Origin of the sequence: Streptomyces flavalbus, from assembly GCF_042674625.1 — a bacterium.
GTDB classification, from domain to species: Bacteria; Actinomycetota; Actinomycetes; order Streptomycetales; family Streptomycetaceae; genus Streptomyces; species Streptomyces flavalbus.
Map to the genome: position 1 here is coordinate 4,175,070 of NZ_JBHTEB010000001.1, position 14,973 is coordinate 4,190,042.

Consider the following 14,973-nt stretch of genomic DNA (forward strand, 5'->3'; position numbering starts at 1 on the left):
CCTGGGGTTTCCGCGCTCCGGTGGAGGCTTCACCCGAACGGGTGTTTCCTGGTCGTGGGGGAGCGCGGTGCCGGGGGGCGACGGTGCCGGGGGGCGACGCCACCGACCTCGTCGGGTGGCCGGAAACCGGTGGGTCTCCGGCGCCCGGTGAGTGGAGGGATGAGGGAGAGCGCGGGTCCCGGCCCGACCGGCCGGGACCCGCGCACCGCTCCCTGGGCGGCTTCCCGAGCGGGTCAGGGCACCCGGTGCCCCTCCGCGTCCTCGTGCGTGTAGTAGCGGTAGAACAGCACCGCGAAGACCACCGCGCCGACCGCCGCCGCCATGACGGCCGACCGCAGCGCGGTCTTGTCCGTCTGCGCGTACACGAAGCCGAACGTGCCGCCGAGGAAGACCGCCCAGGTCAGCGCGTGCAGTTCGCGTTTCATCCGGGAGGCCGCGACGCGCACGGCCACGCACAGCACCATGAACGCGAGCGCGGTGGTGAAGCCGAACAGCAGGTTCCAGCCGGTGACGGGGCCGCCGGAGCGCCGGTTGGCCGCCGCCCAGTAGCCGACGACCAGGCCCGCGAGGACGGGCAGGACCCACCGGACGACCAGGTGGGTGCGCTCGCTGAAGACGTCGGTGGAGACCCGCGGGGAGCCGTCCGTGTCGGGTTTCCGGTCGCGCTTGCCGGGCGTCAGCCGTCCGGACCTGGGTGCCGCGTGCGCCATGGGAGCACTCCTTCCTGTGCACACCCCGGGTTGCCCCCGGCTTCCAGGGCACACCTGCCGACAGCCACCGGCAAGTCGGGACCGGATGCGGGGCGCGCGCCCCCGTGCTTCGCTGAGGTGCATGACCAGTCCCAGGCCCGTGAGCGGGAGCGGCGGGGGTCAGGGCCTGCTGGACCGGTACCCGCACGCCGGGCGGCGGGACTCCCTGCGTCGCCAGCAACTGCTGCGCGTGCGCGGGCGCAGCGTGGCCTGGGTGCCGCCGCTGGCGCTGCTCGTGGCCATCGTGACGGTCGACCTGAACACCACCGCCAGCTTCCGGATGATCTCCTGGCTGGTGCTGGTGCCGGGGATCGCCGCCGCGATCTGCGGGGTGTGGGGGACGGTCGTCTTCGCGGTCCTGTCGCCGCTGACGTACGTCGCCGTGGACAGCAGTCTGCCGCCGCAGCACCAGGCCGGTGCCGCCGACCTGGTGCTCGCCGCGCTCGGCGGGGCGCTGGCGACGTCGGCGTGCGTGGTGCGGGTGCGCGGGGAGGCCCGGGTCGTGCACATGGCCGACATCACCGACACGATCCGCCGTACGGTGCTGCGTCCGCTGCCGCCGGTCTGGGGCGGCCTCGACCACGCGGCGGTCTACCTCGCCGCCGACACCGACGCCCGGGTGGGCGGCGACTTCTACGACATCCAGCCCGGCCCGCACGGCACCCGCGTCCTCGTCGGCGACGTGCAGGGCAAGGGGCTGCGCGCGGTGGAGACGGCCGCCGCGCTGCTGGGCACGTTCCGGGAGGCGGCGTACCACGAGCCCGACCTCACGACGGTCGCCGGGCGCCTGGAGGTGCGGATGCGGCGGCACCGCGACCACATGACCGCCCTCGGCTACCCGGACGGCGACCGGTTCGCCACGGCGGTGCTGCTGGACTTCCCGCCCAGCCCCCCGGACGACGTCGACGCCGTGGACGTCGTCAACTTCGGCCACGACCCGCCGCTGGTCGTCGGGGACGACGGGACGGTACGGCCCCTGCCGCCGGGGCACGGGCTGCCGCTCGGTCTCTGCGACCTCCTCGGCGGCGGCCCGGCGCCTCCGGTGCGGCGGGTGCGGGTCACCGCCACGGAGACGCTGCTGCTGACGACGGACGGGGTGACCGAGGCCCGGGACGGGGGCGACGTCTTCTACCCGCTGGCCGAGGAGGTCGCGCGGGCCGTCGCCGCCGACCCCCGGGTGGCCCGTCCGCGCCGGTTGGTGACCTTCGTACGGGACGGCACACTGCGGCACACCGGCGGTCATCTCGCCGACGACACCACGGTGTTCGCGGTCCGCCGCCGTCCCGGCTGACGGGCGCACCGGTTACCGTGCTGCTGTAGGTGATCGACAGGGGGAATCGACAGGGGGAGGGGACCATGCCGGGAACCGTGCTGCTGATCGCCGCCGCGCCGGTGGGCCGGGGGCGGCTGGTGGACGCCGCGTCGGTGCTTCCCGTGCTGGCGGCGGTGGCGCCCGGGGTGCTGGCCGGGGCGGACACCGCGAACGTCGTCGAGCTGGCCGACCCGCTGGAGCCGCAGGCCGTCCTCACCCGGCTGCGGGCGGCCGCCGCCGCGCCGGGCCCGCTGACCGTGTTCGTCACCGGGCAGCTCCACCTCGACCGCCGCCAGCGCCTGCCGCACCTGGCGCTGGCCCGCACCACACCGCCGACGGTCCGCTATACGGCGTTCCCCTGGCCGTGGTTCCGGGAGGAACTCCGGCTGCGCGCGCCGGGCACGACGACGCTCGTCGCCGACCTGCACGCGGACGCGGACGCGTGGGAACTGCTGCGCAGCGCGGCGCCCTGGGGTCCTGGGCGGGCCGCGCCGCTCGACTCCCACGGCTCTGGGCGGCCCGCGCCGCTCGACTGCGGCCCGCACACCGCCGTCTACGGTCGTGTCGCGCCGCCCCCGCCGCACCGCCGTACGCCCGCGCCACCGTCGTACATGCGGGCCGTCGCCACCATCCTCCGCAGTGGTCACCGCCCGCCGGTGGAGCAGTTGCACCAGCAGGCGCTGTCCCGGCTGGCGGACGAGCCGGACTTCGCCGCCTGCCTGCCGCTGGCCAGCGCGCCGCCGCTGCCCGCCGACCCGCACGCCGCGATCAGCGCCGCCGTGCGGGCCGGGCGGCACGCGGACGCCGACGCGCTCGCGGCGCGCTGCGAGCAGGCCGCCGTACGGGCGCACGGACCCGGCGCGGAGGAGGTGCTGCACTGGACGGAGGTCCGGGCGGACCTGGCGATGTTCGCGGGCGACGCGGCCCGTAGCTGCCGTACCTGGCTGACGGTGGCCACCGCCCGGCTCGCCGCCGGGCAGGCCCCGGACGCGCCCGCCGTGGAGACGGCCGTCGACCGCGCCCACCACCAGTGGGGACGCGTCACCGACCCGGCGCACGCCCGCGAACTGGGCCCGGCGCTCGCGGAGTTGCGGGGCCGGGTGCCGGGCAGCCGCAAGGGCGCCCTGGACCACGTACGACGGCAGTTGCGGCAGCTTCAGGACCAGCGCCGGTAGCGCTCCACCGCCGCCAGGGACGCCTCCGGTTCGGTGGCGAGCTTGGCGCGGGCGGTGGTGAGCAGGTCGACCTGGGGGCCGGTCAGCGCATCGGCGCCCAGCAGCACGGTGCCCAGCGCCAGATAGGCGCGGACCTGGGTGACGGCGTGCGCGGTGTCGTACTGGTCGGGATCGATGAACGGCGCGTCGTGCGCGAGCCGTTGCCACTCGGCCGCCGTGACCGGCGCCTGGGAGACGGCGGCGATCCAGCGGGTGGCGACCGGGGCGAGGTCGCCCCCGAGGGTGGCGGCGTACCGGGTCTGCGCGGAGAGCACGGAGCGGGCGTCGTCCTCCAGCAGCCCGCGGGTGAGGGTCGGCAGGTCGGTGGTGCCGCGCAGGGCACGCGCGGTGGCCAGGCTCATCACCGTGCGCAGCAGTTCGCGCGGCAGCCCGCCGGACAGCACCTGGCACAGCGCGAGGTAGGGCTCGGGCAGCCACACGCCGCGCCGCCGCAGCAGCTCGCGGGACTGGTCGAGGCGGAGCGGCCGGACGGCGACCACCCGGTCGAAGGCGCTGTCGAAGACGGTGCGGACGTCGAGGACGTGCCGCCCGAACGCGGTCAGCGCGTCCTCGGAGACGGCGACGAGGAAGTGGCAGCCGCGGACGCCGAAGACGACCTTGAGGTCGTTGAGGAACCGCTCCGTCTCCTGGGCGCTGCCGAGCTTGTCGAGTTCGTCTATCCCGAGGACGACCCGCCCGCCCAGCGCCCGCCGCTCCAACGCCACCTGGTCGAGCAACGCCCGGAACCGGCTGACGAGTTCCGGGTACGTCAGCACCTGCTGGGTGTGCTGGACCTGCGTGCCCCCGGCGAGCTGGACGCCGAGCCCGCCGGGCAGCGCGAGCTGGGCGCTGCGGCTGCTCATCACCATGAGCTGGTAGTGCAGGGCGCGCAGGTGCTGGGCCGCGGCGGCCTCGGCACCGGCCTGGGTGCCGCCCGCGGGGTGGCGGGCGGCGCGGACCGGCAGCAGCAGGGACCAGAGGGTGCCGGTGACGATGAGGGCCACACCGGCGCCGGTCACCAGCCGCGCCGGGTCGCTGGTCGCCGCCCGACCGGCCGCCGTGAGGTGCGGCCACAGCAGGGTGGCGAGGACGGTGAGGACACCCGCGACGGTGGTGAGCAGGGCGCCGACCCGGTGCACCACGGCCCGCCCCGGGCCGCCGGGCACGGGCCCGGGACGCCCGTCGTCGCCCGGCCCGTCCCCGGTGATGCGGCGGCACACCTCGGCGAACAGGTGGATGAGGAACTCGCGGGGGTCGTAGGAGGTCGGCGCCGGGACGAGGACGAGCAGGTCGTCGGGGGAGGAGTGCGGCCCCGGCGTGCAGAACCACTGCATCAGCCCGGACTTGCCCGCGCCGCGCGGCCCGCTCACACCGATGCTGGCGCTGTCCATCCTGCCGAGCTGGTACTCGATCTCGTCGGCGGCGCCGGACTGGACGAACTGGTCGGCGCGGTGGGTGCCGGTCAGCCGGGACGGGTCGATCGCGGGCAGCGCGGGCGTCGGCCCGCTCTCCTCCCCCAGCCGCAGCCCACCGCGGATCTGCGGCATGACCCCGTCCCGCGCGACGGTCGTGAGCCAGTCCTGCCGGGCCTGCAGCGCGGCGTCCCGGTGCCGGGAACGGGACGGCGGCGGCTCGGGCCACTCCCCGGGGTCGTCCTGCCGGACGGCACGGGCGCGGGCGGCGTGCGGGCGGGCGTAGAGGTAGAGGAGGAGGGAGACGAAGGTGAGGGTGACGGCGGTGACGGCGACGGGGGTGACGCGGGAGCCGGGGATGAGGGGGGCGAAGAGCAGGATCCAGGAGCTGTAGACGACGACGGCGGTGAAGTACCCGGCGACGGGCGTGGACAGCACCAGGCCCGGCAGGTCCAGGGAGGTGACGATCACGGTCACGCCGATCAGGAGCCCGATGACCGCGGTCTCGTCCCTCACCGTCTCCACGCCGGTCAGGATCTGTCCGGCCCAGAGGCTGACGCTGCCGGTCACCAACGCCACGCCCGCGTAGACCCGGGTCAGCCAGGGCCCCGCCCACGGGGGCATCCGCACGGCGTCCGCCAGCCGGTCGCGGGCGCGCCGGTAGCGCTCGTAGGCGCCGCGGGCGGGGTCCGCGACGGCCCGCGGCTCCTCGGCGACCAGGGTGTCGACGAGGTCGGCGACGCGGTCCTTCTCCCGCTCGTACGCCTCCGGGTCGTCGTCGGAGACGTAGGACAGGTAGGCGACGGACTCCGGCAGGGCGAGCGCCTCGGCGCGGATCTCGTGCCGGAAGCGCACGACGGCGCGGACGTGGTCGCGCCGGTGGGTGCCGCGGGCGGCGAGGGCCTGCCGGACGAGGTCGTTGCGGAAGGCGTAGCAGCCGCGGCCGAACCCGTCGGCGGGCACGAGCAGCCCCTGCCGCTGGGCCTCGGCGAGGAAGCGGCCGAGCCGCAGCGGCAGTTCACCTTGGAGGCAGAGGGTCAGATGGGTGAGGCGGTAGCGCCCCCAGGCGCTGCCGAGCAGCAGCGTCGCGCCGAAGACACCCGCCGCCGGTACGGCCACGGCGGCCGACGGTGTCCAGGTGTACGGGACCGAGGAGGCGAAGCCGGTGTAGTGGACCACGCAGATCAGGAAGACGACGGTGACCACGCTGGCGACGACGAGGGCGGCACGCAGATCGGAGCGCAGGTCCCCGGCCTGTCCGTAGAACACTGGTGGGGCGAGCCCTCTCGTCACCAGGGTGATGGACGCCCCCGCGAGGAAGGCGGCGGTCAGCGTGACGAGGTTGAGGGCGGAGGCATCCAGGGGCTGGTAGCTCTGGTGCTCGTCGGAGATCAGCGGCGGCACCGCGAAGGCCAGCCCCGACAGCCCCCCGGCCAGCGCGGCGCCAGCGCGCCGCCAGCGGTTGCCGTCGCGGGGCCGCCACAGCCGCAGGGGCCGGTTGAGGTGGGGCGGTTCACCCTGGTCGGGCAGCAGCAGGGGTACCGCGGTCACGATCGCGACGAACAGGAAGACGAGCAGCACCCGGATGCCCTGTTCCCGGCTGACCTGGGCGACGGCCACCAGCGGCAGCCCCAGCAGTACGGAGCCCACCAGCGCCGTCGTCCGCCACGACCAGTGCCGCTCGGCCAGCCGCCACCACAGCAGCAGCCCGTCGTCCTCGTCCCCCATGGCGTCGGTGAGCAGCACCAGGCGGCGCCTGCGGTCCGTACCGCTCGGTCCGTCGATGGTCGCCGTCGGGTCGGAGGTGTTCAGCACGCGGTCCCGGACCGCCGCGGCGTCGGGCAGGGCGGCGCGATCGGCCAGCTCCTCGGGGCGCCGGTGCCGGGAGGCGCCGTAGCCGCTGACGGCGTGGGCGAGGAGCCAGGGGGAGGAGAACGCCTCGGCCAACGGCCCGTCCGGCTCGGCCTCGACGGCGCGTACGACCGGCTCCCACAGCTCCCCGCCGACCTGGCGCAGGTATTCGGCGACGGCGTCGGGGGTGAGGGGCAGCAACGGCAGCGGCGTCCCCAAGGGCTGGTCGAGCTGACCGACCAGCTCCTCGTGGAGGGTGTCGGTGCAGGTCAGCACGGACCGGGGCAGCCCGTCGAGCCACCGCAGCAGCAGCCGGACGGCGGCGGCCCGACGCGAGGCGGGCAGCTCGTCGAGCCCGTCTAGTACGGGGATGACCAGCCCGTTGCCGAGCAGCTCCCGAACGGTGGCCGGGTCGGTCTCGTACCGGTCGACGACCCGCGCGACGAACCACTCCTCGACGCCCTCCCTTGCCGCCGGGTCCCACGAGGCGAGTGACACCAGCACCGGCACGGGCCCCTCGTCCTCCACCGCCCGCGCGGCGACCAGCCCGAGCACCAGCCTGCACGCGGCGGTCGACCGTCCCGACCCCGGGGCACCGAGGATGACGGCCCGCCGACCCCGCACCTCCCGGTACCGGCGCACGAGGTCACCGTTGAGCCCCGGGATCAGCAACTCCCCCAGCCGCCGCAGCCGCCCGGCCTCGACCTCCTCGACCCGCCGCGCGAGAACGTCGACGGAAGCGGTGCGCTGATGTCCCGCCCTGCCCCCGCGCGAAGCGAGGACCACGACGCTCCCCACGAGGAGGACCACCGCCACCACCGCGACCGGCGTCCCGCTCACCCCGGCCGCGACCACCCACGCCCCGATCGCGCCCCCAGCGACGAGTGAGAGTCCGACCACGACCCCACGCACCAGCCGCCACCACGCGTCCCCCGAACCAGCCATGCGCGGCATCTTGGCCCACGCGACGGGCCCGGGGACAGGCTCAGCGCAACGGCAGGGCGTTCGCCGCGGTCATCAGGGCCGTGACCGCCAGGAGGGCGGCGGTGACCGGGCGGGCGTGGCGGGCGAGTAGGTGTCGGAGCACGGGGACCTCGCACGGCGACGGCAGCGGGGGGTGACAGCAGGTGATTAAGCGGGTTTAACGTGTCGCTTAACGTAGGGGCTCCGCCCGTCAACCGCAAGAGATGCTTGGGGAGTTCAAGTAAAACGGTCGGCGTAAGTCGGCTTACTGGCATCCTTACCGCATGGCCGAGCGTGACGACCCGGAGATCATCGGGCGTAGGGTGCAGCAACTGCGGACGGAACTCGGGCTGACTCAGCGGCAGTTGGCCGAGCCCGCCTACACCCCCGCCTACATCTCCACCCTGGAGGCCGGTCGCGTCCGGCCCTCCGAACCCGCGCTGCGGCACATCGCCCAGCGGCTGGGCGTCGGGTACGAGGAGCTGGCCACCGGGCGGCCCACCGGGTTCGCCACCGAGCTGCGGCTGCGGCTCACCGGCGCGCAGCGCACCCTCGCCACCGGCGAGAGCGAGACCGCCGCCGCCGAGTTCGCCAAGCTGCTCGCGGACGCCGAGCGGCACGGGCTGACCGCCGAGCGGGCCGACGCGCTGCTCGGGCTCGGGGAGTGCGCCCTGGAGACCGGCGACCTGGAGACCGCCCAGCGCCGGTTCGCCGAGGCCGAGGACGCGCTCGGCGAGGACGCCCCGCTGCCCGCCCGCGTCCCCGCCCGGCGTGGCCGCGCCGTCGCCCACTACCTCGCCGGTGAGCTGCGGTACTCCTGTTACCTGTTCGAGTCGACCCTCGACGAGCTGAACCGCACCGGGATGCACGATCCCGACGCGCTCCTGCTGCTCTACAGCGGCGTCATCGCCCCGTACATGGACATGGGCGCCCACGCCCGCGCCGCCCAGGCCGCCGAGCTGGCCCTCGCGCTCGCCCCGCAGTCCGGGGACCTCGCGCTCGTCGCCCGGATGCACCGCTCCGTCGCCCGCACGATGATCGCCGAGGGCCGCACCGACGAGGCCGACGCCTCCCTCGCCAAGGCGTCCGAGCTGTACCGGCGCCTCCAGATACGGACCGAACTCGCCAACTGCCACTGGATGCGCGGCTATCTGCACGCCCAGAACGGCGCCTACGAGCGCGCCGAGACGGAGCTGCGCGAGGCCCGCCGGATGCTCTCCGCCAAGCGCGCCGCCCTCTACCACAGCCAGGCCACCGTCGAACTCGCCGACGTCCTGCACCGGCGCGGCAAGTCCGAGGAGGCCGCCGCCCTGCTGCACGAGGTCCTCACCGACCTCAGCCCGGAGCGCGGCGCCCTGCACTCCGCCGCCGCGCACCGCCTCCTCGGCATCATCGCGGAGGACGCCCGCGACACCGAGTCCGCCGAGGAGCACTACGTCCGCGCCCTCAGCCTCCTGGAACGCGCGGGCGCCGCCGCCGACCTCGCCGACCTGTGCCGACTGCTGGGCGACCTGTTCCGGCGCACGGGGCGGGTGGAGGCGGCCCTGGACGCCTACCGCACCGGCCTCGGGCACCGCACCGCCCCCGGACACACCACCCTCGGACCCGCCCCCGCCCAGCCGCCGGTCTGACGGCACGCACACACGGGACGGCCTCGGTAGCCTGCCCCGCATGGACGACGGTCTCTTCTCCTCCGCCTGGGCCGAGCTGCTCGCCGCCGTGGAGCGGGTCCCCGACGCCGACTTCGCGCGGCCCTCCGGCTGCGCGGGCTGGCTGGTGCGGGACCTGGTGTGCCACCTCGTCATCGACGCGCAGGACGTGCTCATCACCCTGGCCACCCCGACCAGCGCGGCGCCCACCCACAACGCGGTGACCTACTGGGAGGTGTCCCACGCCCCGCCCTCCGGCGACGATCCGCTGGACGCCCTCACCGTGCGGCTGGCCGCCGCCTACCAGGAACCGGGGCTGCTCAGGTTCCACCTCGACGACGTCGACTCCGCCGCCGGTCGCGCCGCCCGCCTCGCCGACCCGGCACTGCGGGTCGCGACCAAGGGGCAGGTCCTCACCGCCGGGGACTACCTGTCCGCGTACGTCGTCGAGTGGACCCTGCACCACCTCGATCTGGTCGCCCACCTGACCGGCCTTGCCGGGCCGGGCCGGCGGGGCTGGCCCGGACGCGTGCGGTGGTCGAGGAGATCGCCGGTGCCCCGTTCCCCGGCTCCTTCAGCGACCGGGACGCCCTGCTCGTCGGGACCGGGCGGCGGGCGCCCACCGAGGAGGAGCGGGCCGCGCTGGGCCCCGGGCTCGCGGACCGGCTGCCCTTCGTCCTCGGGTAGCCAGAGGCTCCCGTCAGTCCTCCACCACCAGCGCCGGCGTCCCCGTCGTCAGCACCTCGCTGCGGAAGAACGCCGGGCTGCGCCGCCGCATCGCCACCATCAGGACCACGCCGAGCAGCAGCAGCCCGACGCCGATGACGAAGACCGAGCCGACGCCGAGGACGGCGGAGCCGCTGCCGTAGGCCGGGTCCCACATGTCGTACAGGGTCTTGCCGAAGACGGCGGTGAGCAGGATGCCGCCGAGGACCGGGAAGACGCCCTTGAAGAGGGTGTCGCGCGGGGAGCGGGTCAGCTCGGCGCGGAAGTACCAGGCGCAGGCGAAGGCGGTCAGCGCGTAGTAGAAGCAGATCATCAGGCCGAGCGCGTAGATCGTGTCGATCAGGACGTGCTCGCTGACCAGGGTCATCACGGTGTAGAAGACGCCGGTCGCGACGCCCGCCGCGACCGTGGCCCGGCCGGGGGTCCTGAAGCGCTCGTGGACGCGGGCGTACGACGGCGGCAGCGCCTCGTACGTCGACATGGCGAGGACCGTGCGCGCCACCGGGATGAACGTCGTCTGGAGGCTGGCCGCGGCCGAGGCGAGGACGGCGACGAAGAGCAGGATGCCGAGGGTGTCGCCCATCACGGGGCCCGCGAGGGCGGCGAAGACGTTGTCGGAGGTCTCCGGGTTGGCGAGGCCCAGGCCCTCGGTCCCGGTGCCGACGGCCATCTGGGCGGCGACGCCGGTCAGCAGGTAGGAGCCGACCAGCACGACCATCGCGACGAGCGCGGCGCGGCCGGGGGTGCGGTCGCTGCCGATCGTCTCCTCGTTGGTGGTGAGGCAGGTGTCCCAGCCCCAGTACATGAAGATCGAGAGGGAGAGGCCCGCCGTGAACGCCGCGAACGAGTCCACCTCGAAGGGGTTCAGCCAGGACCAGGAGAAGTCCACGCCGCCGGGGAGCACGGCGTCCGGGCCGCTCGCCTTGTTCACGGCCATCGCGACGAACACGGCGAGGACCAGGAGCTGGAGGCCGACGAGCGCGTACTGCACGCCCTTCGTCGTCGTCATGCCGCGGTAGCTGATCGCCGTCGCCGCCGCGATGAGGAGGAGGCAGGTGGCGATGTGCGCGGCCTTGTTGCCGTCGAGGGCCGCGACCGACTCGCTGCCGGTCACCTCACCGGCCAGCAGCCAGAAGTACGACGTCGCCACGCCCGCCAGGTTCGACAGCACGATCACCGTGGCGATGACCAGTCCCCAGCCGCACATCCAGCCGACGTGCGGGCCGAACGCCTTCACCGTCCAGGTGAACGAGGTGCCGCAGTCGGGCACGGCCCGGTTCAGCTCCCGGTAGGCGAAGGCCACCAGCAGCATCGGCAGGAAGCCCGCGAGGAAGACGGCGGGCATCTGGAGGCCGACCTCGCCCGCGGTGGAGCCGAGCGTGGAGGTGAGGCAGTAGACGGGGGCGACGGTGGACACACCGATGACCGCGCTGCCGAGCAGACCGACGGAGTTGCCACCGAGGCCCTTGCCCCGCACGTCCTGGGTGCTGCCGTCGGCCTGGGGTGGCCGTATCGCCGTGTGTGTCATGACACGGGACAGTAAATGCTGCGATTTCCATGGGACGGGTGCCGATCGCGGTGCGGGCTCACCTTATATTCGCCGGGTTGGCGCGTCCAATTACCGTGGAATTCACGGGATGGGGCGGCTGTCGCCTGTTGGTGCAAGGTCACTTACGCGGTCGCGGGGGTGCGGGAACCGCAACCCGGCCCGGAATGTCCGGGTCCGATTTTGCCGCGTGACCTGCGTCACGCAGGAGCGGGGGATGGGGGCTGCCCCGCCGACCAGGGCAGCCCCCGCCGGAGTGCCGCCGGGGGAGGCGCGGGGGCGGCGGGCGGGCGCCGTGCCATGACAACCGTGGGGGATACACCGGCTGTCGGCGCCCGGCAGGCCCCCGGGCTCCCACCGACGGCGGCACCAGCCTGCCGTGCCGGGGCGGGGCGTGGGGGGCGACGCGGCGGAGATGCGTACACCTAACTCCGTACGACCGCCCCTCTCTCCGTACGCCCGGGCACACGTAGGTACTACGGCCCCGCCACCACCGGTATCTCCGTGCGGGAGCCGATGCCCAGCTTGGCGAGGATGTGCTCCACGTGGGCGTCCACCGTGCGCTTGGAGATGACAAGACGCTCCGCGATCTCCCGGTTGGACAGCCCGCTCCTGACCAGCGTGGCGACCTCCCGCTCCCGCCGGGTCAGACTCGCCACCGTCCGCGACCGGGCGGGCGGCGGCCCGGCGGGCGGCGGCACCTGGGCGGTGGTCCCGGGGGTCGGCTCGTCGACCTCGGCGCGGACCGCGTCCAGCACCTGTCGGCCCGACATCCGCGCCCCCGCCTCCCGCCACCGCTCGAAGTCGGCGTCACCCAGGGCCTCCCGCACCGCCCGCTGCGCCGCCTCCTGCTCCTCAAGCAGCCGCGGCAGCATCGCCACCGGGTCGCCCGTGAGACGCCGGGCGTGCTCGGCGTACCCCAGCAGCCAGCAGGCCCGCGCCGGGCGCCCGCGCCGGGCCGCGTCCCAGCCGAGGCCGAGGCAGGCCAGCGCCGCGACCAGCACCTCCCCGACCTCGCTCGCCGCCTCCAGGGCCTGCCGGAACGACCCCGTGCTGGCGTCGTGGTCGCCGGAGAGCCAGCGGACCATGCCCTGCACGGCGAGCGTGGACGCGTACAACTGGCGCTCGCCGGTGTCCGCGAGGTGGTCCAGGCCCATCTCGCAGAGTTCCAGCGCACCGGCCGGGTCACCGAGGACCGCCCGCAGCAGGGCGCCCTCGTAGTGCACGACGGCGATGCCGAGGCCGTCGGCGGCGGCGACGATGCGCAGCCGGGCCCGCTCCAGGTCCGCCAGACCGCCCTCGATGTCGCCGCCGAGGGCCCGCAGGGCGCCCAGATAGGCGTCCGCGAACATCTCCACCCGCCGCTCCCCGACCCGCGCCGCCACCTCCCGCGCCTCGGGGAAGCTCTCCGCCGCCGCCGTGAGGTCGGCCGTCCAGATGCCGAGCACGCCGGTCATGAACAGGCCCCACGCCCGCTGCGGACAGTCGTGCGGGGTGCGCTCCAGGCCCTTGGCGAGCCAGTACCGGCCCTCCGATATCGTGCCCGCGGCCCGCCAGTACGGCCCGAGCCGCGCCGCCAGCCAGAGCGCCTCCGGCCCGGTCTCCGGCGCCGACAGGCCGTGCTCCAGCGCCGCCCGCAGATCCGCGACGTCCTCCCGCACCGCCCGGTGCAGCCCGGTCTGCGCGCCGGTGAGCAGCCCGTCCCAGAAGCGGGCGCCCAGCGCCTCGTAGTAGGCGAAGTGCCGACGGCGTACGGCGGTGGCGGTCTCCTCGGGCAGCCGGGCGGCGCCGTACTCGCGGATGGTGTCGAGCATCCGGTAGCGGCCCCGGCCGCCGTCCTCCCCGACGCGCTGCACGACCGACTTGTCCACCAGGCCGATCAGCGCGGCCACCACCTGCTCCGCCGACAGCGCCCCGTCCGCGCACACCCTCTCGGCCGCCGTCAGCCCGAACGACCCCGCGAACACCGACAGCCGCGCCCACAGCAGCCGCTCGCGCGGGGTGCACAGGTCGTACGACCAGTCGATGGCCGTACGGAGGGTCTGGTGCCGGGTCAGTACGGTGCGACGGCCGCCGGTGAGCACCTCGAAGCGGCTCTCCAGCCGGTCCACCAGCTCCGCCAGCGGCACCGCCCGCAGCCGCACCGCCGCCAGCTCCAGGGCCAGCGGGATGCCGTCGAGCCGGTCGACGAGGGCCAGCACCCGGTCCCGGTCCGGGCCCGTCGGCCCGCTCCCGCCGGTGACCGCCGCCGCCCGCTGGAGGAACAGCTCGGCCGCGTCCTCGCCGGGCAGCGGGGCCAGCGGCACGCAGTGCTCGCCGGGCACGTCGAGGGGCTGGCGGCTGGTCGCGAGGACGCTCAGCCCGGGCGCCTCGCGCAGCAGCACGTCGCAGAGCATGGCGCAGGCGTCGAGCAGGTGCTCGCAGGTGTCGAGGACCAGCAGCAGCCCACGGCCCCGCAGGTGCTCCACCACCGCGTCCAGCGACGTCATGCCCGACTGCTCCGGCAGTTCGAGGACGCCCGCGAGCGTCGCCGGGACCAGCTCCGGGTCGTGCAGCGCCGACAGCTCGACCAGCCGCACGCCGTCCGCGAACCGGTCCCGCTCGGCGAGCGCGCCCGCCGCCCGCAGCGCCGTCCGGCTCTTGCCCACGCCGCCCGGGCCGACCAGCGTCACCAGCCTCGACCGCTCCAACGCGGCGTCGATCAGGGCGAGTTCCTCGCCGCGGCCGACGAAGCTGGTGAGATCGACGGGGAGCTGACCGCCGCGTCGCTGCCCGAAGCCGTAACCCATGTGACCCCCGTTGCCGTCCATCTGACCATCACAGCGTAGGGAGTCGGTTCCTGAGCGTGAATGCCCGCGCCATGCCGCGCGCGAGTGAACGACCGGCGGACGGTGGCGTTCCGGGGCACACCGCTCCCGTGCCCGCCGTACGGGTCCCCCGAGGTGCGGCCGGGGGCGCGCGGGACTTCACTGGAGACGGGACCCGAACACGTATGGCACGGCACGGGACGGCGATGGAGGCGACATGGCGTACGGACGGCACTGGGCCGCGGGTGCCGCGCTGGCCGCCGTGGTCCTCGCGGGCCCGGCCCTGACCGGCTGCTCAGGCGACGGCGACGGCGGCGACGAGGACACCCCCGCCCGGTCCGTCAGCGACGCCGCGTCCGCCGTGGAGTCGGCCGCGTCCGGCATCGGGGACCTGTGGGCGTCGGCCACCGCGGAGGCCGGACGCCAGTTGGACGAGATCCGCGAGGGCATCGACGTCAAGGACGACGTCCGGCTCGGCACCCCGGCCACGGACGACGACGGCCGGACCACCGTCGAGATCACCGTGCGGAACACCGCCGACGCGCGGAAGTCCTTCGCCGTCCAGGTCGACTTCACGGACGCGGACGGCGGGTTCCAGGACGCCGTCGTCGTCAACGTCCCCGACGTACCGGCCGGGGGGACGGGCACGGCCACCGCCCGCAGCACCCACGACCTGCCCGCCGGGGCGACGGCGAGGACGGCACGGGCGGTGCGCTACTGACGAGGGACGCGGGACATGCGACG

Annotated in this window: 8 protein-coding genes and 1 pseudogene; 5 read left to right on the top strand and 4 right to left on the bottom strand. The window is 75.0% G+C overall.

Annotation, left to right across the window (positions count from 1 at the left end):
- Positions 1 to 233 precede the first annotated feature (233 nt).
- A complete protein-coding gene (locus ACFQZ6_RS18785; protein WP_381610618.1) occupies positions 234 to 710 on the bottom strand; it encodes a hypothetical protein in 477 nt (158 codons plus the stop codon).
- A 121-nt stretch (positions 711 to 831) separates the two neighbouring features.
- Here ACFQZ6_RS18785 and ACFQZ6_RS18790 point away from each other — a divergent pair, with 121 nt between their 5' ends.
- Positions 832 to 2,040 (top strand): PP2C family protein-serine/threonine phosphatase, encoded by a 1,209-nt coding sequence (locus ACFQZ6_RS18790; RefSeq protein WP_381610621.1) that lies wholly within the window; start codon positions 832 to 834, stop codon positions 2,038 to 2,040.
- A 65-nt stretch (positions 2,041 to 2,105) separates the two neighbouring features.
- Entirely contained in the window at positions 2,106 to 3,236 is a 1,131-nt protein-coding gene (locus ACFQZ6_RS18795; protein WP_381610624.1) for a hypothetical protein, read from the top strand.
- On the opposite strand, the gene ACFQZ6_RS18800 is transcribed toward ACFQZ6_RS18795, so the two are convergent.
- Positions 3,218 to 7,483: an NACHT domain-containing protein gene (locus tag ACFQZ6_RS18800; RefSeq protein ID WP_381610627.1), complete on the bottom strand. Its 4,266-nt coding sequence runs from the start codon at positions 7,481 to 7,483 to the stop codon at positions 3,218 to 3,220. The genes ACFQZ6_RS18795 and ACFQZ6_RS18800 overlap by 19 nt on opposite strands.
- Positions 7,484 to 7,785: 302 nt before the next feature.
- On the opposite strand from ACFQZ6_RS18800, the gene ACFQZ6_RS18805 reads away from it, so the two are divergent.
- The gene (locus tag ACFQZ6_RS18805) at positions 7,786 to 9,132 is read left to right on the top strand and encodes a helix-turn-helix domain-containing protein (protein ID WP_381610631.1); all 1,347 of its coding nucleotides are present in this window, start codon (positions 7,786 to 7,788) and stop codon (positions 9,130 to 9,132) included.
- A gap of 40 nt (positions 9,133 to 9,172) precedes the next feature.
- Positions 9,173 to 9,837: pseudogene (locus ACFQZ6_RS18810) on the top strand (maleylpyruvate isomerase N-terminal domain-containing protein).
- Positions 9,838 to 9,850: 13 nt separating this feature from the next.
- Here the strand turns inward: ACFQZ6_RS18810 and ACFQZ6_RS18815 are convergent.
- Positions 9,851 to 11,404 (bottom strand): APC family permease, encoded by a 1,554-nt coding sequence (locus tag ACFQZ6_RS18815; protein ID WP_381610634.1) that lies wholly within the window; start codon positions 11,402 to 11,404, stop codon positions 9,851 to 9,853.
- A 494-nt stretch (positions 11,405 to 11,898) separates the two neighbouring features.
- A complete protein-coding gene (locus tag ACFQZ6_RS18820) occupies positions 11,899 to 14,211 on the bottom strand; it encodes an ATP-binding protein (RefSeq protein ID WP_381618430.1) in 2,313 nt (770 codons plus the stop codon).
- 235 nt (positions 14,212 to 14,446) lie between these two features.
- Between ACFQZ6_RS18820 and ACFQZ6_RS18825 the strand changes: the two genes are divergently transcribed.
- Entirely contained in the window at positions 14,447 to 14,950 is a 504-nt protein-coding gene (locus tag ACFQZ6_RS18825) for an FxLYD domain-containing protein (protein ID WP_381610637.1), read from the top strand.
- Positions 14,951 to 14,973 lie beyond the last annotated feature (23 nt).

Coding starts and splice junctions, on each gene's coding strand:
- ACFQZ6_RS18785 (WP_381610618.1), bottom strand. CDS start 710: ATGGCGCACGCGGCACCCAGGTCCGGACGGCTGACGCCCGGCAAGCGC.
- ACFQZ6_RS18790 (WP_381610621.1), top strand. CDS start 832: ATGACCAGTCCCAGGCCCGTGAGCGGGAGCGGCGGGGGTCAGGGCCTG.
- ACFQZ6_RS18795 (WP_381610624.1), top strand. CDS start 2,106: ATGCCGGGAACCGTGCTGCTGATCGCCGCCGCGCCGGTGGGCCGGGGG.
- ACFQZ6_RS18800 (WP_381610627.1), bottom strand. CDS start 7,483: ATGGCTGGTTCGGGGGACGCGTGGTGGCGGCTGGTGCGTGGGGTCGTG.
- ACFQZ6_RS18805 (WP_381610631.1), top strand. CDS start 7,786: ATGGCCGAGCGTGACGACCCGGAGATCATCGGGCGTAGGGTGCAGCAA.
- ACFQZ6_RS18815 (WP_381610634.1), bottom strand. CDS start 11,404: ATGACACACACGGCGATACGGCCACCCCAGGCCGACGGCAGCACCCAG.
- ACFQZ6_RS18820 (WP_381618430.1), bottom strand. CDS start 14,211: ATGGGTTACGGCTTCGGGCAGCGACGCGGCGGTCAGCTCCCCGTCGAT.
- ACFQZ6_RS18825 (WP_381610637.1), top strand. CDS start 14,447: ATGGCGTACGGACGGCACTGGGCCGCGGGTGCCGCGCTGGCCGCCGTG.